This is a genomic window from Nocardia sp. KT25-26 (genome assembly GCF_056627695.1).
On the sequence record NZ_CM152813.1, the window covers coordinates 3,944,778 to 3,963,437 of the forward strand.

At 69.1% G+C, this 18,660-nt stretch carries 22 protein-coding genes, 1 tRNA gene and 1 pseudogene; 12 read left to right on the forward strand and 12 right to left on the reverse strand.

Annotated elements, in window-relative coordinates:
* Window positions 1-26 precede the first annotated feature (26 nt).
* On the forward strand, window positions 27-230 hold the full coding sequence (locus AC1HFH_RS17970) for a hypothetical protein (protein ID WP_480247887.1): 204 nt from the start codon (window positions 27-29) through the stop codon (window positions 228-230).
* Window positions 223-531 carry a hypothetical protein gene (locus tag AC1HFH_RS17975; protein WP_480243949.1) on the forward strand — a complete coding sequence of 103 codons (309 nt, stop codon included), beginning with the start codon at window positions 223-225 and terminating at the stop codon, window positions 529-531. The genes AC1HFH_RS17970 and AC1HFH_RS17975 overlap by 8 nt, the downstream gene beginning before the upstream one ends.
* A 114-nt stretch (window positions 532-645) precedes the next feature.
* Here the strand turns inward: AC1HFH_RS17975 and AC1HFH_RS17980 are convergent, their stop codons facing one another.
* From AC1HFH_RS17980 to AC1HFH_RS18005, 6 genes are read right to left on the reverse strand one after another with little or no spacing between them, the layout of a single operon-like run.
* The gene (locus tag AC1HFH_RS17980) at window positions 646-1,866 is read right to left on the reverse strand and encodes a cytochrome P450 family protein (protein ID WP_480243950.1); all 1,221 of its coding nucleotides are present in this window, start codon (window positions 1,864-1,866) and stop codon (window positions 646-648) included.
* The gene (locus tag AC1HFH_RS17985) at window positions 1,863-3,125 is read right to left on the reverse strand and encodes a cytochrome P450 (protein WP_480243951.1); all 1,263 of its coding nucleotides are present in this window, start codon (window positions 3,123-3,125) and stop codon (window positions 1,863-1,865) included. The genes AC1HFH_RS17980 and AC1HFH_RS17985 overlap by 4 nt, the downstream gene beginning before the upstream one ends.
* A complete protein-coding gene (locus AC1HFH_RS17990) occupies window positions 3,122-3,757 on the reverse strand; it encodes a GTP-binding protein (protein ID WP_480243952.1) in 636 nt (211 codons plus the stop codon). Before AC1HFH_RS17990 ends, AC1HFH_RS17985 begins: the two co-directional genes overlap by 4 nt.
* Window positions 3,738-4,100 (reverse strand): DUF742 domain-containing protein, encoded by a 363-nt coding sequence (locus tag AC1HFH_RS17995; protein ID WP_480243953.1) that lies wholly within the window; start codon window positions 4,098-4,100, stop codon window positions 3,738-3,740. Before AC1HFH_RS17995 ends, AC1HFH_RS17990 begins: the two co-directional genes overlap by 20 nt.
* Complete coding sequence (locus tag AC1HFH_RS18000; protein ID WP_480243954.1) at window positions 4,097-4,501, reverse strand: roadblock/LC7 domain-containing protein; 405 nt, start codon at window positions 4,499-4,501, stop codon at window positions 4,097-4,099. The genes AC1HFH_RS17995 and AC1HFH_RS18000 overlap by 4 nt, the downstream gene beginning before the upstream one ends.
* Entirely contained in the window at window positions 4,498-5,769 is a 1,272-nt protein-coding gene (locus tag AC1HFH_RS18005) for an ATP-binding protein (RefSeq protein ID WP_480243955.1), read from the reverse strand. The genes AC1HFH_RS18000 and AC1HFH_RS18005 overlap by 4 nt, the downstream gene beginning before the upstream one ends.
* Before the next feature lie 305 nt (window positions 5,770-6,074).
* Between AC1HFH_RS18005 and AC1HFH_RS18010 the strand changes: the two genes are divergently transcribed.
* Window positions 6,075-6,626 (forward strand): VOC family protein, encoded by a 552-nt coding sequence (locus AC1HFH_RS18010; protein ID WP_480243956.1) that lies wholly within the window; start codon window positions 6,075-6,077, stop codon window positions 6,624-6,626.
* Window positions 6,627-6,830: 204 nt separating this feature from the next.
* On the opposite strand, the gene AC1HFH_RS18015 is transcribed toward AC1HFH_RS18010, so the two are convergent.
* Window positions 6,831-7,514, reverse strand: a complete 684-nt coding sequence (locus AC1HFH_RS18015) for a hypothetical protein (RefSeq protein ID WP_480243957.1) — start codon at window positions 7,512-7,514, stop codon at window positions 6,831-6,833.
* A gap of 152 nt (window positions 7,515-7,666) precedes the next feature.
* Complete coding sequence (locus AC1HFH_RS18020) at window positions 7,667-8,002, reverse strand: MarR family transcriptional regulator (protein WP_480247888.1); 336 nt, start codon at window positions 8,000-8,002, stop codon at window positions 7,667-7,669.
* Between AC1HFH_RS18020 and AC1HFH_RS18025 the strand changes: the two genes are divergently transcribed.
* The 3 genes and pseudogenes from AC1HFH_RS18025 (at window position 7,937) to AC1HFH_RS18035 (ending at window position 9,195) form a co-directional block, all read left to right on the forward strand.
* Entirely contained in the window at window positions 7,937-8,728 is a 792-nt protein-coding gene (locus AC1HFH_RS18025; protein ID WP_480243958.1) for an NAD(P)-dependent oxidoreductase, read from the forward strand. The genes AC1HFH_RS18020 and AC1HFH_RS18025 overlap by 66 nt on opposite strands.
* Window positions 8,713-8,787, forward strand: a pseudogene (locus AC1HFH_RS18030) (hypothetical protein); the annotation flags it as partial. The gene AC1HFH_RS18025 and the pseudogene AC1HFH_RS18030, both read left to right, overlap by 16 nt.
* Before the next feature lie 27 nt (window positions 8,788-8,814).
* Window positions 8,815-9,195: a HepT-like ribonuclease domain-containing protein gene (locus AC1HFH_RS18035; protein WP_480247889.1), complete on the forward strand. Its 381-nt coding sequence runs from the start codon at window positions 8,815-8,817 to the stop codon at window positions 9,193-9,195.
* Window positions 9,196-9,261: 66 nt separating this feature from the next.
* Here AC1HFH_RS18035 and AC1HFH_RS18040 read toward each other — a convergent pair whose 3' ends face one another.
* Entirely contained in the window at window positions 9,262-10,539 is a 1,278-nt protein-coding gene (locus AC1HFH_RS18040) for a helix-turn-helix transcriptional regulator (RefSeq protein WP_480243959.1), read from the reverse strand.
* Between the two features lie 150 nt (window positions 10,540-10,689).
* Between AC1HFH_RS18040 and AC1HFH_RS18045 the strand changes: the two genes are divergently transcribed.
* Entirely contained in the window at window positions 10,690-11,775 is a 1,086-nt protein-coding gene (locus AC1HFH_RS18045; protein ID WP_480243960.1) for an S-(hydroxymethyl)mycothiol dehydrogenase, read from the forward strand.
* A complete protein-coding gene (locus AC1HFH_RS18050; RefSeq protein ID WP_480243961.1) occupies window positions 11,772-12,404 on the forward strand; it encodes an MBL fold metallo-hydrolase in 633 nt (210 codons plus the stop codon). The genes AC1HFH_RS18045 and AC1HFH_RS18050 overlap by 4 nt, the downstream gene beginning before the upstream one ends.
* Window positions 12,405-12,507: 103 nt before the next feature.
* On the opposite strand, the gene AC1HFH_RS18055 is transcribed toward AC1HFH_RS18050, so the two are convergent.
* Window positions 12,508-12,891 carry a DoxX family protein gene (locus AC1HFH_RS18055; protein WP_480243962.1) on the reverse strand — a complete coding sequence of 128 codons (384 nt, stop codon included), beginning with the start codon at window positions 12,889-12,891 and terminating at the stop codon, window positions 12,508-12,510.
* Window positions 12,892-13,252: 361 nt separating this feature from the next.
* Here AC1HFH_RS18055 and katG point away from each other — a divergent pair, with 361 nt between their 5' ends.
* Both katG and AC1HFH_RS18065 read left to right on the forward strand, forming a co-directional pair.
* The gene (katG, locus tag AC1HFH_RS18060) at window positions 13,253-15,451 is read left to right on the forward strand and encodes a catalase/peroxidase HPI (RefSeq protein ID WP_480243963.1); all 2,199 of its coding nucleotides are present in this window, start codon (window positions 13,253-13,255) and stop codon (window positions 15,449-15,451) included.
* Window positions 15,452-15,584: 133 nt separating this feature from the next.
* Window positions 15,585-15,854 (forward strand): hypothetical protein, encoded by a 270-nt coding sequence (locus tag AC1HFH_RS18065; RefSeq protein ID WP_480243964.1) that lies wholly within the window; start codon window positions 15,585-15,587, stop codon window positions 15,852-15,854.
* 249 nt (window positions 15,855-16,103) lie between these two features.
* Here the strand turns inward: AC1HFH_RS18065 and AC1HFH_RS18070 are convergent.
* Window positions 16,104-16,190 (reverse strand) — tRNA-Leu (locus AC1HFH_RS18070).
* Window positions 16,191-16,529: 339 nt separating this feature from the next.
* Between AC1HFH_RS18070 and AC1HFH_RS18075 the strand changes: the two genes are divergently transcribed.
* Together AC1HFH_RS18075 and AC1HFH_RS18080 are read left to right on the forward strand one after the other, a co-directional pair.
* On the forward strand, window positions 16,530-17,150 hold the full coding sequence (locus tag AC1HFH_RS18075; RefSeq protein WP_480243965.1) for an arsenate reductase/protein-tyrosine-phosphatase family protein: 621 nt from the start codon (window positions 16,530-16,532) through the stop codon (window positions 17,148-17,150).
* Window positions 17,151-17,227: 77 nt separating this feature from the next.
* Complete coding sequence (locus tag AC1HFH_RS18080) at window positions 17,228-17,647, forward strand: hypothetical protein (protein ID WP_480243966.1); 420 nt, start codon at window positions 17,228-17,230, stop codon at window positions 17,645-17,647.
* A gap of 93 nt (window positions 17,648-17,740) precedes the next feature.
* Here the strand turns inward: AC1HFH_RS18080 and AC1HFH_RS18085 are convergent, their stop codons facing one another.
* Window positions 17,741-18,658: an acyl-CoA thioesterase gene (locus AC1HFH_RS18085; protein WP_480243967.1), complete on the reverse strand. Its 918-nt coding sequence runs from the start codon at window positions 18,656-18,658 to the stop codon at window positions 17,741-17,743.
* Window positions 18,659-18,660 lie beyond the last annotated feature (2 nt).

The following is an 18,660-nucleotide window of genomic DNA, read 5'->3' on the forward strand; positions in this document are numbered from 1 at the left end:
CATACACCGGCGCTCTCCTACAGCAGATACATCGTGGCCGCGGCATCGGCCGGCGACGCTTCGAACTGGTCGCCGGGCATCTCACCAAGGCCTTGCAGACCGCCGCCGTCCCGGCAGATCTGGTGGCCCGGATCCTGGCCGTCGTCGCCCCACCGGCCGACGACACCGTGTCGACGCCCCGACCGCACCGATTCATCGACCCTCGAGCAAAGGAACCCGACGATGCGTAACCCTGTCCCGCTCGCCGCCACCATGGCAGCAGCGGCAACCCTGCTCGGCACCGCGGCCGCCACCGCCGCTCCACCAGCGGAGCCGGCGCCGGCGGTGATCGCCGAGTCCGGCACCGGCTCGGCCGCCGCCGATTCCGGATCGGCCGCGATCCAGTCGGTGCCGATACTGGTCCAGCGCGGCGACCTCATCGGCATCATCGTGCTGCTCGGCATCACACCGATCCACATGTTCACCGGCGGCGTCTGCGATCTCGCCACCTTCTCGGCCCTACCGAATCCGTGTGCCCCGCAGGTCTATTGACACCCATCGGCAACGAAGTACGCACGCGGGCGCGGCCGGGCCGCTGCCCGGGCCCGCCGCACCGCCGATGCACAGTTCCGGCGCCGGGTGGGACCGGGTGCGGCGGCCCGCACGTCAGCTCAGCCGGACCGGGAAGTTCGCCAGGTCGTTCTGGGTCAGAACCGGCAGGTTGCGGATCTCACCGTCCGGCACCGCGAGCTGCAGCTCCGGGAACCGGTCGAACAGCGCCGGCAGGGCGATGGCGGCCTCCAGCCGGGACAACGCCGCACCCGGGCAGATGTGCGGGCCGTGCCCGAATGCGAGATGCCGGCTCGCGGTGGGCCGGGTGATGTCGAACTCGTCGGATCCGTCGCCGTGTACGGCGGTGTCCCGGCCGATCGCACGGTAGGACATCACCACTCCCTCACCGCGGGTGATCACGGTGTCGGCCACCTCGATGTCCTCGGTCGCGAAGCGCATCAGCAGGTGGGTGACCGGACTGTCCCAGCGCAGTGTCTCCTCGACGGCATCGGCCCAGTCGGCTGTCCCGTCCCGGAGCAGGGCCAGCTGATCCGGGTGCCGCAGCAGCGCCCGCACGGTGTTCAGGATCAACCCGATGGTGGTTTCGTGGCCGGCGGCCACCAATGCCTTCAGATTGCCGACGACCTCCTCCTCGGTGAGCGGGGCGCCGCCCTCGTCGGCCTGGATGAAGGCCGTGGTGAGATCGTCGGTGGGGGTGGCGGTCTTGGCGCGGACGAGGCCGGTGAAGTACTCGTCCATCGCCTCGATCACCCGCAGCCGCTCGTCCTGCGGGGTGAGTACCGAGAAGAACGCCTTGTACCAGTCCAGCAACATCGGATGGTCGGCGCGGTCGACCCCCATCAGTTCACCGATCACCCGCATCGGCAGCGGGTAGGCGAACACCGATTTCAGGTCGACCGGGTCGCCGGCCCGGCCCGCCTCGGCCAGGTCGTCGAGCAGTTCGGCGGTGAGCCGCTCGATCACCGGACGCAATTCGGCCAGGCGCCGGGGTGCCAGTGCCTGGGTGGTCTTGATCCGCAACCGGCGGTGTTCGGCGCCGTCGACGGTGAACATGGACCGGCCGGCATCGATCATGCCGATCAGCGGCCATTCCCGGGTCACCGTGCCCGATTCCCAGAGGCTCCAGGCGTTGATGTCCTTCACCAGGCGGGTATCGGTGAGCAGCCGGCGGGCCACGGTGTGCTCGGTGATCGTCCAGGCGGGCACCCCGAGCAGGTCGATGCGGACCATCGGTCCCGCGGCCCGGAGCCGGTCGGTCTCTGCGGTGAGGTCGGCGACCATGGGGTCGATGGCGAACGGGCATTGCTGACTCACGAGATACCTCCGAGGGGTGCTACCGGTGTGAAACTGACGGGCAAGTCGGTGAGTCCCCGCAGGAACGGCGACGGCCGGCGCACCATCCGGTCCGCCGGTACCGCCGGCTCCAGATCGGGCAGCCGGTCCAGCAGCACTTCGATACCGGTCCGGGCCACGACCTCGGCGATCTGCTGCGCCGCGAACGGGCAGCGGTACTCGCCGTGACTGAACGCGAAGTGGGCGTGGTTACCGGTCGGCACGGATGGCACGGGACCGGTGATCGACTGCCGCACATGCGGATCGGCATTGGCGGCGGCCAGTCCGAGCAGCAGCATGTCGCCTGCCCGGATGGCGCGATCGGCCAGCCGGGTGTCCTGCGCTGCCCACCGTCCGGCCAGGATCTGGGTGGGCGTGTCCTCCCACAGCACCTCGTTCATCGCCTGACCGACGCTGCGCCGGCCGCCGCCCAGCGCCACGGCGAACCGTTCGTCGGTCAGCATCAGCCGCATCGAGTTGCCCAGCCAATCCGCCGTCGGCAGATGCCCGGCGGCGACGATCGCCATCAGATCGAGGATGTACTCCTCGTCGGTGAACGGTTCGGGATGGGTGAGCAGCCCGGAGACCAGATCGGCGCCCGGCCGGGCCTTCTTGTGGGCCAGCAACCGACCCATCAGCTCGCCGAACCGGGCGTGCCCGGCCTGGGCTTCGGCCCCGCCGTCGGCCAGCTGCTTCATGGTCGCCGCCAGTTCCGGACCGTCGGCGTCCGGGAATCCGAGCATCCAGGCCAGCGCCAGAACCGGCAGCGGCTCGGCGAACTCGGCGATCAGGTCGGCCCGGCCGCGACCGCAGAACGCGTCGATCAGCCGATCGGCGAGTTGCTCGACGACATACCGCAGTTCGAACTCGTCGACGGCTTCCAGTGCCGGCTCCACCATGCTCAGATGCCGCCGGTGCTCGGCGCCGGCGGTGAAATAGATCGACGGCATCGGCCGGCCCACCATCGGCAGCAGCGGCCAGTCGTCCGGCACCGCACCCCACTGATTCCACAGCGCCACATCACGCGGAAACCGTTCCGGGTCACTGGTCACCTGATGCAGTTCCCGGTACCCGATCACCAGCCACGCCGGGAACCCGCCCGGCAGTTCCACCGGTACCACCGGCCCGTGCTCCCGGCGCATGCGGTGGTAGAGCCGGTGCGGGTCGTCACCGAATTCCGGTCCGCTCAGCGGGACCGCCGACTGGACCGGGCACGTCGCAGGTGGTGGATTCGTCGTCATGACCTGGTCTCCGCATCCAACTCGGTCGCCGCATCCAGTGCCACGGAATACAGTAGTTCGACGAGCGCGATGAGCACCTGTTTGCTCGAGTCCCGGGATCGGGCGTCGCAGATCAGCAACGGCACCCCGGCGTCCAGGTCCAGTGCCGCACGCAGCTGCGCCGGATCGTGTCCGGTACCGAAGTCGTTGCAGGCCACCACGAACGGAGTTCCGCGCTGTTCGAGGCGGTCGATCGAATGCCACGATTCGGTGATCCGCCGGGGATCCACCAGGACCACCGCACCGAGCGCACCGCTGAACAGGCGATCCCACAGGAACCAGAATCGCGGCTGTCCGGGTGCGCCGAACAGATACAGGACGTGTTCGGCGTCCAGGGTGATCCGGCCGAAGTCGAAGGCCACGGTGGTGGTCGATTTCTCCGGGACCGCGCTCGGGTCGTCCACGCCGGTACCGGCATCGGTGAGGACCGCCTCGGTGTCGAGGGGGCGGATCTCGCTCACCGAACGCACCAGCGTCGTCTTGCCGACCCCGAACCCACCGATCACCACGATCTTCAATGCGTCGGTGGCGGTGCCGGCCAGCGGCCGATCGGCGCGCCGCGGTGAGACGTACTCAGAGTGTGCGGAGTCCAACGAGCACCTTCTCCAGCGTGGCGACATCGACGGCCCGACGATGGCCGTCGACGGGTTCGGATCGAGGATGGCGGACCGTGATCCGGCCGGTGTGCAGCAGATCGGCCAGCAGGATGGTGGCGATCCCGACCGGCAACCGCAGTTCAGCGGCGATCTCCACCACCGCGGTCGGGGCGCGGCACATGTCCAGGATCGCGCGATGCTCCGAGGACATGCCGGCGGCCGGTTCGCATTCGCTCACCACCAGGGTCACCAGGTCGAAGACATCCGTATCGGGCCGGGATCGGCCGCCGGTGACGGTGTAGAGCCGGTCGGGCGTCTCCGCCCGGAGCGGCCCGGTCACGGGGTGTTCCGGGGCGGTGCGGTGAGATGCTCGCCGAGCTGTTCGACCAGTTCGCGCATCATATGCCCGACCAGGCCCGCATCGGAGTCCTCGGCCGCAACCACCGCGATATGGGCGCCGAGCCCGGCTTCCACCACGAACAGGATGCCGCCGTAGAACTCGGTCATCGACTGCCGGACTCCGCCCCGTCCGTCACCGAACTCCGCGGAGGCGCCGTGCGCCAGGCTCTGGATCCCCGCCGCGATCGCGGCCAGCTGATCCGCGCTGTCGACACCGAGTTCCGGGGTGTGGCAGATCTTCAGCCCGTCGCCGGAGAGCAGCAGCGCGTGCCGGGCCCCCGGGGTCCGATCGAGTAGTTGTTCCAGCAACCAGCCGAGTTGCGCGGGTGCGGTACTCGTCATCGATCTTCCTCCGTCGCTGTGGGTGATGAAGCGGCGCCCTGGGGCGCCCGCCCGGAGAGGGCCTGCTGGAACGCCGCGAGCGACGTCGGCCGCGGCGCCGGTGGTGTCCGGTCCGGTGGCGCCTCGTTGCGCACCGGAGCGGCCGGGGGCAGCGTGCTTCCCCGGCGTCGCTTGGGAAGTGCGGCCGGTGTGGTCGCCGCGGCGTCGGATACCGGTTGCGGGGTCGGCCGGCCCGGCGCATCGGGCGACGGTGGCAGCGGCCGGGGCTCGGGCTCGGGTGTCGCCGTGATGAGCTCGCGCGGGATCACCACGATCACCGCGGTACCGCCGATGGCCGAGGGCCGGTAGGACACCGACAGGCCGTGTTTGCGGCCGAGCTGCCCGACCACCGCGAGTCCCAACCGGGTGCCACGCAGCAGGGCCAGCCCGGTGAGTTCGCGGCCGCGTTCGTCGCGACCGGCGACGGCGGCCTCCGCGCGACGCAGTGCCGTTTCGCCCATCACCAGGCCGCTGTCCTCGATCGTCACCACCACACCGGCCGGGACCTCCGCCGCGTACACATGCACTTCGGTGGTGGGTGGCGAGAAGTTGCAGGCGTTGTCGAGCAGTTCGGCCAGCGTGTGCATGACGCCTTCGGCGGCATGCCCCGCCACGTCGGCGGCCGCGATCGCCCGCAACCGGACGCGCTGGTATCCGCCGATCCGCCCCATCGCACCGCGCAGGATCGACTCCATCGCAATGGGTTTGGCCCACCTGCGACCGGATCGGGCGCCGCTGAGCACCGCAATGCTGTCGGCCAGCCGACCGGCCTGTGCCGTGCGGTGGTCCAGTTCCAGCAGATCGGCGAGCACGTCCGGGTTGCCGTGCCGGTTCTCCATCTCCCGCAGTTCGGCCAGCATCGCCGTGGTCATGGCCTGGATGCGGCCGGCCGCGCCGGCGAATGCCGCCCGGGCCGCCGCCTCCCGGCGTTCGACCACCGCCACCGCCCGCACCCGCTCGGCAACGGCCTGCTCCGCGGCATGGGTCCGCGAATCGGCGGCCGCCACCGCATGATCGGCGGCTACCCGGGTATCGTCGGCAGCCTTCGCGGACTGCTCGGCCTCGACCCGGAACAGCCGCGCGGTGAGCACACCGGCGACCACGGCCACCAAAGCCGTGACGATCGCAGTGCCTGCGGTCCGCGCCGCCGCGTTGATCGGTAGCAGTCCGGCCGACGCGACCAGCGCCGCCCCCGAGATACCGACCAGCACGACGGTGGCAACCGCCACCCCGATCGTGCGACGCCCACCCCGAACCGGATACCGGACCTGTGACAACTGCGCTCTTCCGCCGAAACTGCGGGTGGCCCGACCCCCTGGCGAACAACCAGACATCCCGTACGGCAACCCGATTCCGCGCACCAAGGTAGCCCGCTTCACCTTCGGCCGCCACTCGGCGAAACCGGACCGGTGGCGGCGCGCACCGCCACACGCCATCGGCGCTTCGAGCGATTCGAGCCGGACCGCCGTATATGCGGCCGTCCGCTGTCCGCAAATACCGCGAGGCTCGGAGTACCCCACCGAAAGGAGACACCGTGTCCACTTCTCCCGCAGTGCCGCCGGCACCCGCCGGTTCCGCTACCGTCGACCCGTTCGTCTGGACCGATGATGCGGCCGGTCTGATCGACTTCCTGGTCGAGGTATTCGGCGCGGTCGAGGTTCCGGAGGCGCGCACCGCCGATTCCGATGGCCTGGTCCTGCATTCCGAACTGCGGATCGGCGATTCGACGATCACGATCGCCGATCGCAAACCTGGCTGGCTCTACACGCCGGCGTTCATCCGGGTCTATGTCGAAGATCCGGACGCCACATCGGCCCGCGCCGCCGCAGCCGGAGCCCGGATCGTCACCGAGCCGACGGATTTCTGGGGCGATGTCCTCGCCCGATTCGCCGACCCCTTCGGGCATCTGTGGTGGGTCTACCGGCACCATCCGGAGGCGAGTTCCTGGGATACGGATACAGCGGGTTCCTCCGCCGCCACAACGGACGAGCAGTCCTGGGAACAGTTCGCGAATCCCGAGCTGGACAGCATCTACACCTCGCTGATGGAAGCGATGGCGGCACTAAGGGATCCACGACTGCCGTGATCACTGTCCGAGAGTCGCGCGAAGGGCGTGCCGGACGAGTTCGGCCGGCACGTTCTTCGCCGACTCGCGGTCATGGGCATCGCACAGCACGAGCGGACGTGCGCATCCAGATCAGGTGCCGTCCGTACCGCTTCGACGGTGCAGGGCTGTTCGCCGTGGAAGTCGTTGTCCCGCGGCAGCGACCCGATCTGCCCGGCGCAACCGTCAGCTCATCCGGTCGACCACGGCGCGGGTGGACTTCTCGATGTCCTCGGCCGAGAACGGCTCCGCCAGTGCCTCGAACCGGAGGTTCGCCAGTCCACGGCCGACGCGGACGGTCACCACATCCAGCGACACTCCCCGGCCGAGCGGCATCCCGCCCATCGAGAGCTGCATCGTGACGCGATAACCGACGGCTTCGTCCCCGAAGTCGGCCGGATCACGCCGTTCGACGACGAGATCGTCGAGGGTCACCTGCTTCGCCTGCTCACTCGCACCGAGCTGGTCCGCAACGGTCTCCTCCAGGCAGTCCACGTACCGTTGATCGGCCAGCATGTCCATATACCGTTCCGCAGCGGCGACGTCGGGTTTGAAGGCCACCGACGAGGTGATCCCGTCGGCTGCCGCATTGCTGAAACGGGGCGAACGCGCGTGCGGGACGGCCTCATTGGTGAGAAAGTCCTCGGCCACCCCGAGACATTCGGCGATCGCCCGCTGATCCCGCCGCACCTCGGCGGCGACGATCGGCTCCCAGCCCGGCGCAAAGTCGGATTTCACCAGCATCGCCGCGTCGGCCGCCCGCTGATCGGCCGCCCGCTGCGCCGCACTCCCCGGCTCCGGGGCCCCCGTACACCCGGCCACCAGCCCGGCCACCGTCAGGGACAACAGCACTGTCGGCCGCACCCGCATCTGATCCACCTCCCGCCGCCGATCGGCGGCAGCCGAGCGACGCTGTCGCGGCCGAAGCTACCCGGCACGGATCGCCGGCTCGCCGAACGACGACCGCGCTGGTCGGATCCACAACAACGGGTGGCCATGGATGGTGGGATGCCCCCGCGCAGTCAGTCGGCGAGTTCGTCGGCCGATTCGGAACCCGCCGCGCAGGTCCGCTGCAGGAAATCGGCGATCACCGCGAGCTCGGCGTCGGAGTAGCCCTCGCACAGGGCGTCCGTCCGGCTGTTCATCCCGGCCAGCGCGCGATACAGCTCCGGGGTGCGCTCCGGCAGGGCGCGTACCGTCACCGCCCGGCGATCCGCGGCGTCCGGGTCGCGTTCCCGGACGATCCAGCCCGCCCGCTGAAGGCGGTCGAGCACTCCGGTCAAGGTGGCGGGATGCAGGCCCGCACGGTGCGCCAGGGCGCTGGGGGTGAGCGGACCGTACCGATGGATCAGATCCAGGCAGGTCCAGTCGCCGTCCCGGACCTCGACGTGCGAATCACCGTCTTCGGCGCCAACGGCCCCACCGGCCGCCTGCTCACCGGACAGGCACTCGCTGCCGGACACCGGGTCGCCGCCGTCACCCGGAATCCCGATGCGTTCCCGCTGCGCCACACCCACCTGACCGTGCACGGCGCGGACGTACTGGATGCGGATGCCGTCGACACCGCGGTGGCCGGCAGCGAGGCCGTCCTGTCCGTCCTCGGCGTGCCGTTCAGCAAGGAACCGATCACCACGTACTCCCGTGGTGTCGCGAATATCGTCGCCGCGATGCAGGTCCACGGCGCACGACGGCTGGCGGTCGTCAGCTCCAGCGCGGTCGACCCACACCCCTACCCCGGCGCCGGATTCCTGTTCAACCGGGTGTTGCAGCCCTACGTCACCCGTGTCCTGGGCCGCACCCTGTACGACGATATGCGCGCCATGGAGGACCTGGTTCGCGCCACCGATCTGGACTGGACCATCGTGCGACCCAGCGGCCTCTACGACCTGCCCGCCGTCACCGACTACACGATCACCGAAGGCCGCACCGACGGCCGATTCACAGCACGATGCGACCTGGCCGCAAGCCTGCTGCACATCGCCGGCGACGACCGATGGCTGCACACCACCGCCGCCGTCGCCACCACCGTGGACAACCCGACCGTGCTGCAGTTGATCCGGAGGGAGGCATTCGCGAAGAGCTGACGCAGCGCGCACTCGCCGACACAGCCGGCGTGGCCCAATCGACAGTTGCGGAGATCGAGTCCGGCCGACGTCAACCATCGGTCGCAATGCTCGAGCGCCTCCTCGGGGCGGCAGGTTTTCGCCTGCATACCGAGCTGGAGAATCCGTCGCCTGATGGACCTGCGAACGGCCCGAGCGCCGCAGACCTTGCCCGGCTCGGCGAGGAGTGGCTGCAAGCGCACCCCGAAGTACCTTGCCGGCTGATAAAAGGGATGCGCAATCGCCTCGCGCACAACTACTGGACAGTCGACGACGACATCGTCTGGCAGGTTGTCCACGAGCATGCGCCCGCCCTGCACCGTATCCTGGCGACGGAGTTCGCCGATGCTCGCGCCGTGCTGGATTCGGAAGCGCCGGAGACCGGCTCTCCCTCGGATACCCAAAATGACCCGCTCGACCGCGCGGCAGCGGCAACGGGTGAACAGTGACCGCAACCGCAGTGGCGAGCGCGGCAGAACCAGCGAGGGTTGAAGCGGGCACCGTCGCCGCGTAGATCACCGGCGGGTGAGCCCCGCCTGCATACCGAGGGCGGCGGCCTGGCCGCGGGTGGATACGTCGAGTTTCTTCAGCAGCCCGGCGACGTGGAACTTGACGGTGCTTTCGGCGATGCCGAGAGCGGCAGCAATGTCCTTGTTGCGCAGTCCGTCGGCGATCAGAGCCAGTACCTCACTTTCACGTGGGTTCAGGCGCGCGAGCCCGGGCCGGTCGGGCGGGGCAGCGGGTGGGTCGAGGGGAAGCCGGATCGACACCCGGCTCCCCCACCCCGGAAGTACTTCGATCTCCAGCTCGGCGCGCAACGTCCGGGCCCGGCCGTCGAGGCTTTCCCGCAGTGCCGCGAAATCCAGTGTCCCCGCGGCACCGTCGCGGACGTCGACGACGAGTGCGCCGTCGGTACAGTTCCACGCGACCCGTACCCGGTCCAGGTCGGGCTGGGCCAGAAGCGCCAGCACCACGGTCTGGGTCATCGCGCGGGCGCCGTGCGCGACCTCGCCCGGCAGCGGTGGCCCGTCGGCCGGAGGCGCACCGAATTCCGCATCGACCTCCCGGTGGTTCAGGGTCGGCCCGATCTCGCGGCGCAGGCGTTCGAACGCGGCGATCGGTCGTTCTGCGGACAGTTCCTGGTCGGCGGCCTGACCGGAACGGAGTGCGATCAACGCATCCGAGGCCGCCGATGTCGCCAGGGTGCGTGCCCGCCGATCATCCAATCCGGACGAACGCAAGGTGCTGAGCAAGCCCGCGAGGACCGTCTCCTGGGCGGCGGTCAGTTCCGCGATCGTGCGGGCCCGCGCGGTCGACGCCGCCCGCGATTCGGCAAGATAGTCGGGGCTGGCCTGCGCCACCTGCTGCCGAATCGAGGTCGCCACCATGCCGAACCAGGCCGCCAGTTCGGCCGGACGGGGTAGGTCCTCCGAATCCCGGCTGGGAAACAGGGCCAGCAACGTGTCCGAGCGGTCCCGCACCGCCCAGACCCGGCGCCGCTGCCCGGCCACCACGGCCGCACCGGAAAAGCTGTCGCCCGGTTCGAGGGTTCGCTGGATCCGTTCGAGCTCGGCGATCGTGACCCGATCGACGATGTCACGATCACCGGCCACTTTGCGCGGGCGGCCGGTACATTCCCGGGTGAAGATCACCAACGCCCGATGCGGCCACCCGTCACTCAGGAACCGGGAGAATCGGGCCGCGATCTCCACGAGCGGCCCGTCGACCACGGCACGCAGGCCGGCCAACGCTGCCGGGCGTTCCGCTGCCGGGAGCTCTGCCGGGGTCCTCACCACATCGAGTGTAGGACGCCTCTCCGAGTGGATAGGTCGACCCCGCCTTCCGGCCGGGTTCGCGACCACCCGAGGGGTCATAACGTGGTGCGCACATGCGATCGATCGCATGGTTCACACTGTCCACACCCCTCGGAGGATCATCCCGTCATGCCGCAGCAGGTCCGCGGAGTCATCGCCCGTCAGCCGGGCGCTCCGGTCGAACTGACCGATATCGTCATCCCCGACCCCGGGCCGGGTGAGGTCGTCGTCGACATCGCCGCATGCGGCGTCTGCCACACCGACCTCACCTACCGGGAGGGCGGTGTCAACGACGAATTCCCGTTCCTGCTCGGACACGAAGCAGCCGGCACCGTCGAAAGCGTCGGCGACGGAGTCGACTCCGTCGCGGTCGGTGACTTCGTCGTCCTGAACTGGCGCGCCGTCTGCGGCAGCTGCCGCGCCTGCCGGCGAGGCCGACCGCAGTATTGTTTCGACACCTTCAACGCCACCCGGAAGATGACGTTGACCGACGGCACCGAACTGACCCCGGCGCTGGGAATCGGCGCCTTCGCCGACAAGACCCTCGTCCACGCCGGCCAGTGCACCAAGGTCGACCCCGCCGCCGATCCCGCCGTCGCCGGACTCATCGGCTGCGGTGTGATGGCCGGTCTGGGCGCCGCCGTGCATACCGGCAATGTCGGCCGCGGCGACTCGGTGGCCGTGATCGGCTGCGGCGGGGTCGGCGATGCCGCGATCGTCGGGGCCCGGCTGGCCGGCGCCGCCACCATCATCGCCGTGGACCGCGACCCCCGGAAGCTCGACTGGGCCACCGACCTCGGTGCCACCCACACTGTCGACGCCACCGCCACCGACACCGTCACCGCCGTCCAGGAGCTCACCGGTGGATACGGCGCCGATGTCGTGATCGACGCGGTGGGCCGCCCGGAAACCTGGGAGCAGGCATTCTATGCCCGCGACCTCGCCGGCACCGTCGTCCTCGTCGGCGTCCCCACCCCCGAGATGCGCTTGGACATGCCGATGATCGACTTCTTCTCCCGCGGCGGCGCACTCAAATCCTCTTGGTACGGCGACTGCCTCCCCGAACGCGACTTCCCCATGCTGATCGACCTGTACCGGCAAGGCCGGCTGCCGCTGGAGAAGTTCGTCACCGAACGGATCACCCTCGACGACGTGGAACAGGCGTTCCGCACCATGCATCGGGGCGACGTACTGCGGTCGGTGGTCGTGCTGTGAGCGGGGAGCTGAGAATCGACCGGGTCGTCACCTCCGGTGTCTTCGAACTCGACGGCGGCGCCTGGGAGGTCGACAACAACGTCTGGGTGGTCGGTGACGACGACGAGGTCGTCGTGATCGACGCGGCCCACGACGCCGAACCGGTCCTGGCAGCCATCGGCGGCCGTAACGTCAGGGCCGTCGTCTGCACCCACGGCCACAACGACCACGTCACCTTCGCGCCGCAACTCGGTGCGAACACCGACGCGCCCGTCCTGCTCCATCCGGGTGACGACCCGTTGTGGCAGCTCACCCATCCCGGCGTCGGGTACCAGCCGCTCACCGACGACCACCGCATCACCATCGCCGGCACCGAACTACAGGCAATCCACGCACCCGGCCACTCCCCGGGATCGGTGTGCCTGCACCTTCCGGAAGCCGACGCACTGTTCTCCGGCGACACCCTGTTCGCGGGCGGCCCGGGAGCCACCGGCCGGTCCTACTCCGACTTCCCCACCATCATCGGATCCATCCGCGACCGCCTGCTCACCCTCCCCGAACACACCCGCGTGCACACCGGCCACGGCGACCCCACCACCATCGGCACCGAGGCACCACACCTCGCCGAATGGATCGCCCGCGGATACTGACGCCACCCGGCGCCGACGAGCGTGACCGAGTGCGCGGCCGACCGTGCACTCGGTTACCGCACCGCAACGCCGCATCGGCCTCGGACCGGTCCGGGGCCCGGGGTCAACCGCGCAATCCGTCCAGTGACACCGCGCCCGCACCGAACACCGCAACCGCACCGGCCAGGGTGAACAGCATCAGGTCGTACTCCCAGCCCCCTCGGTCGGCCCAGTACGGGCTACGCCATTTGACGATGTGCAAGGTCGTCGTGGCAGCCATGAGCAGCATCGCTCCGACCGCCGCGGCCGGGGCCAGCAGGCCGATCGACAGGCCGAGCGCACCACACGCCTCGGCGACCGCGACGACGTAGGCCACCGGGAGTGGCACCCCGTTGTCGGAGGCGAATTTCTTCATATCCCGGAACTTGTTCCGCGAACTCACGAAGAACGCGACGCTCACCAGAATTCGGGCCAGCAAGAGGACCAGGTCCTGCGCGAGATCGACCATTTCCGCATGGTAGGTGCGCCACGGGTCCGACCACCCGACATCCGAAGTCCGGAAGGCACCGATGCCCGGATCCGGGCCTGTGGGCGGGACCTGTGATGCACCCCGGCGTGTCGCACCGGTCGGCACCCCATCCACGAGAGTGCCCGCCGGCAGATCGCCGGCTGCGCGTTTTCGGCTCTCCCGTCCGGGCACGGCACCGGCAGCCGGCGGACACCCGCGGACACACCGACGGCAGGTCCACCGGTTCCGAGTCCCGGCACGCAACACTGCTGGAGCGGTCCCGCAAAGCGCCACTGCGCGAACTCACCGGTGCTCCGTGTTCTCCCGCACTCTGTGTTCCCCCCCCGGAAAGGATGCTGTGATGGCGGACCCTGACGACAACCGATGCCCGGTACGTACCGGCGCCTTCACCCGCCCGGAAGCGGTGGGTGGTGTCCCCGACTGGTGGCCGGCACAGCTGAACCTGCGTATGCTCCAGCAGAATCCCCCGGCCATCGACCCGATGGACGAGGGGTTCGACTACGGTGCCGCCTTCGAGACCCTGGACCTGGACGAGGTGCGCGCCGACCTCGAAGCCGTGTTCACCGACTCGCAGGACTGGTGGCCCGCCGATTTCGGCCACTACGGGCCGTTCATCATCCGGATGGCCTGGCACGCCGCGGGCACCTACCGGATCGAGGACGGACGCGGCGGCGCCGGACACGGCATGCAACGGTTCACCCCTATCAACAGCTGGCCGGACAACGCCAACCTCGACAAGGCCCGCCGCCTGTTGTGGCCGGTGAAGCAGAAGTACGGCGAGAAACTGTCCTGGGCCGACCTGATGGAGTTCGCGGGTAACTGCGCACTGGAGTCCATGGGCTTCGAGACGATGGGCTTCGGTGGCGGCCGCATCGACTGGTGGCAGGGTGACGACACCTACTGGGGCCCGGAGCGGACCTGGATGGACAACGAACGCTTCTCCGACACCCGCGAACTCGAACAACCCCTGGCGGCGGCCCAGATGGGCTTGATCTACGTCAACCCGGAAGGCCCCGACGGCAACCCCGACCCACAGGCCTCCGCCGTCGACATCCGCGAGACATTCCGCCGGATGGCGATGAACGATATCGAGACCGCGGCGCTGATCGTCGGCGGGCACGCCTTCGGCAAGACCCACGGCGCCGGCCCCCAGGACAAGGTCGGCCCCGCCCCCGCCGCCGCTCCACTGGAGGAGCAGGACCTCGGCTGGAAGAACTCCTTCGGCACCGGCGTCGGCGCCGACGCCACCAGCAGCGGGATCGAAGTCACCTGGACGCAGACTCCCACGCAGTGGGACAACGCCTTCCTGGAGAACCTGTACGGGTTCGACTGGGAGGTGTACCGCGGCCCGGGCGGACTGTGGCAGTGGCGGCCGAAGGACGGCGCCGGTGACGGCACCACACCCGCGCCCGACGACCCGAACCGCAAACACCAGCCGAACATGCTGACCTCCGATATCGCCCTCAAGGTCGACCCGATCTACCAGGAGATCACCCGGCGCTGGCTGGACAACCCCGAAGAGCTGGCCGAGGAGTTCCGCAAGGCCTGGTTCAAACTGATCCACCGCGACCTGGGGCCGCTCACCCGCTACCGTGGCTCCCTCGTCCCGACCACACCGCAGCTGTTCCAGGACCCCATCGAACCGGTGGACCACCCGTTGATCGGCGCCGACGACATCGAACAGCTCAAGGGGGAACTCCTCGCCGCCGGCCCCACCCAGCGGGAGTTGATCTACACCGCATGGTCGGCCGCGTCGACCTTCCGCGGCAGCGATATGCGCGGCGGCGCGAACGGCGGCCGGATCCGGCTCGCCCCGCAACGCAACTGGCAGCGCAACCAGCCCGACCAGCTGGCGCGGGTCATCACCGCCATCGAGGGCGTCCAGCAACGGTTCAACGACAGCCGGACCGACAACGTCCGGGTCTCCTTCGCCGACCTGGTGGTACTCGGCGGCTGCGCCGCCATCGAACAGGCTGCCCGGGCCGCCGGACACGATCTCACGGTCCCGTTCACGCCGGGCCGCGGCGACGCCGTCCAGGAATGGACCGAGATCGAATCCTTCGATGCACTCGAAGGCGTCGCCGACGGCTTCCGCAACTACGTCGCCAAAGGCGCTCCGCTGGAACCGGAATACCTGCTCATCGACAAGGCGAACCTGCTGAACCTGACGGCGCCGGAGATGACCGTCCTGCTCGGCGGATTGCGCGTGCTCGACATGAACTACGAACAGTCCCAGCTCGGAGTGCTGACCGCCACCCCCGGCGCCCTGACCAACGACTTCTTCGTCAACCTGCTCGACATGCGCACCGAATGGAAACCCTCCCCCGCCGACGACGGCACCTATATCGGCGTCGACCGCAGCACCGGGGACCGCCGATGGGTCGCCGGACGCGTCGATCTCGCCTTCGGCTGGGACGCGCAACTCCGGGCGGTCTGCGAGGTCTACGCCGCCCGCGACGCCGCCCCGAAGTTCCTCCGCGATTTCGTGCGGACCTGGGACAGGGTCATGAACCTGGATCGATTCGACCTGCACTCCTGACCTGTCGCACGGAGGGCGTGGGTGCTGCGGCACCCGCGCCCCTCCATGCCTCGGGCCGGACGAACCGGTGCTACCCGGGCCGCGGGGTCCCCGGCCACAGCGGCACGGCGCAAGGGGAGGCTGCGGTGCGCTGGTGCGCGGCGACCGACGGCGTCACGCCACCATCATCCTCGATCTCATGCAGGATTCGGGTCTGCGCCGGTGGGCAGCGCAAGCCGACCTGCAGGGCAACGCCCGCGAAGTGTCGGCCGCCGAGCTGCTCAACGTCGCGTTGACACGGGCCAGACGGCACCTGTGCATCAGCGGCGATCGGGCCTTCGTCCGCCGCACACAAACCCCGGGGATGATGGCACTCGCGACGTTGCACGGGCGCCCAGAGTCCCAACTCAGCACAGCCGCATAGACTCTCGGGAATTCGCCGCACACTCGCCGAGCACTCTGCGCGGTTCGGACGGCCACCCGGGTGGGAGCATCCGATTCCACCGTGCATCGGGGTGTGCGGTCGTGCATCGCGGGCGATGCATGACCGCACGTTCTCGTGAAAGGTTGACCCGGCGCCTGTCGAGTCGGCAGAGCTCCGGGGCCAACCGCAGCCGCCTGGGCTGGCAAGGAGGCGCCGACGGACCGATTCAGGATATGCCGAGCCCCGATATGGTGCCGAGAGTGGGACTCGAACCCACACGTCCTTGCGGACAACGGTTTTTGAGACCGTCGCGTCTGCCAGTTCCGCCATCCCGGCGCACCGCGGACCACTATAACCGGTCACCCTGCCGGACCGCGAACCGGCTGCCCGCCGGGGTTGGGCGGGGCCGGCACCACCTCGGGCCGGACTCCGGCATCCGCCGGGGGCGGACATCCCGCCGGTCACACATTCAGTTGTCGAATCATCGTTCCGCGGTGGAAGTGACCGCGCGCACAATTTCGTGTGATAGCGTTCGGATTCGGCCGACGGAATGATTCACCGGATCGGATACCTTTGTGTACGGAATACGACGTACAGGTGAATAAATGACCGCATCGCCGCGGAATCCACATTTGCGGTCACCACAGCGCATTCGGCGCAACTAACGTATTCGCCATGCACGTCCTGTTCGTCTGCAATGCCAACGTCTGCCGATCGGTTATTGCCGAACGGATCACCCGGGCCTATGCAGCCGAACACCGCCTACCCGGGCTCACCGCCGAGAGCGCCGGCACCCGGGCACTCGTCGGGTTTCCCCCCGATCCCATGGCCGCGCAGACGATTCTCGGACTGGGTGGCGACCCGGAGGGGTTCCGGGCGCAGCGGCTGGCCCCGGAACATGTGGACCGGGCCGATCTGGTGCTGACGATGACCGAACACATCCGCGACGAGGTGAACGAACTGGTTTTGGGCGCAGCACCACGGACGTTCACGCTGGTCGAGGCGCACCGGATCGCGAAGGTCACCGGCGCCCGGACGGTGGCGGAACTGCACCGTTCGCGGCACGACCTGACCATGGTGGGCCGGGAGAACATCGCCGATCCGATCGGGTTGTCCCCCCGGGTGATCCTCGCAGTCGGCGACCGGATCGCGGAAGTGCTCTTTCCGCTGCTGGAGGCACTGGGCCCGCACGAAATCCGGCCCGCCGAACCGAAGCCGGGACGCCCGGGACTGGTCATCGGGCCGGGACATCGCCCGCCGGCGGCCGACTTTCTCGCCGCCCAGCACCGGCGCTGACCGGCCACCCACTACACTCCCCGGCGAAGCTGATCCACTTTCGCCCGTGCCGGTTCGACCGACGACAGGACTTCGAGATGCCGGAACGAATTTCGGATGTATCGCTGCATGTTTTCGTGACGCCGCGAATCCTCGACCGCATCGTCGAGAATGTTCGTTCGATCCTGGATCAATACATTGCCGAACGGGATGTTTTCGCTTGGCAATGTACGGTTCCGGCAGAATCGACGGGACCCATCCAGGAGAACCTCGAAAATTATTGGCGGGCAACGCATGACGATGCCGACCCGGAGGATAGGGCGACGTTCGAGATCGCCCTGAGCCTGGCGGGTGCCGCCGAGGAACTCACCGAATCCGATCTGACGGCCCTGGAGAGCAGGCTGCGCCGCGGACTGCGCAACGCCGCGGACGACACCTCGATCCCGCATGTGCTGCGGGCCAGCCGACGTGACGCACCGGACGTCGAGCACGATCTCGCCCGCCTCACGATGCTCTGAGCGTTCCGAATCCACCCGCCGGCGGGCCGGCCCTCCGGCACCCGGTCTGCCGAACGTCGGCTGCCGCGCCCCCGGGGCGCGGCAGCCGATCTCTCAGCCGCTCTTGCGGGCCGGGAAGTGCCGGATCAGCCCCTCCTGGACGGTGGTCGCCAGCAACTCCCCGTCCCGGGAGTAGAACCGGCCGGTCGCCAGGCCCCGGGACCCGGCGGCGACCGGCGACTCGGTCGCGTACAGGGTCCATTCGTCGAAGCGCAGCGGCCGGTGGAACCAGATCGAATGGTTCACCGTCGCAGCCACGATCCGGTCCAGGCCCCAGGACAGGCCGTGGGTGGTGATGATCGAATCCATGACGGTGGTGTCCGACGAATAGCCCAGGGCCGCGACGTGCAGCAGCGGGTCGTCGGGCAGCGGCCCGTCGGTCCGCATCCAGACCCGGTTGTGGTTCAGGCGTTCCCCGCTGCCTTTGAGAATCCAGGCCGGATCGTTCGCGTACCGCATATCCACCGGATGCGGCGCTTTGATGAACATCTCCAGTTCGTCCTCGAAACCGGCGAAGCTCTCCTCGATCCGCGGCAGGGACTCCGGGTCGGCGACGGCCGGGCCCTCGTGCGCGTGCTCCAGGCCCTTTCCCCAGTCCTGGAAGGCGGCCAGCATGACGAACAGTTCCTGGCCGTCCTGGCTCGCGGTGACCGTCCGGTTGGCCAGCGCGCGACCGTCTCGGTGCCGTTCCACTCGGTATTCGATCGGCTTCTTGACGTCGCCGCCGCGCACGAAGTGTGCGTTCACGGCATGCAGCGGCCGCCCGCCGGCGGTCCGGCCGGCGGCAATGATCCCCTGCGACACCAGCTGCCCGCCGAAGGTCCGGCTCCACACTTTTTCCGGATGCCGGCCGAGGTAGACGTCCTCGCCGATCTGCTCCAGATCGAGCAGATCCAGCAGCACCGCCAGATCCGGTGCGATCGGGCGCTCCCGCTCCGTGGTGCCGACGGGTCCGCCTACCGAGCTGCTCACGA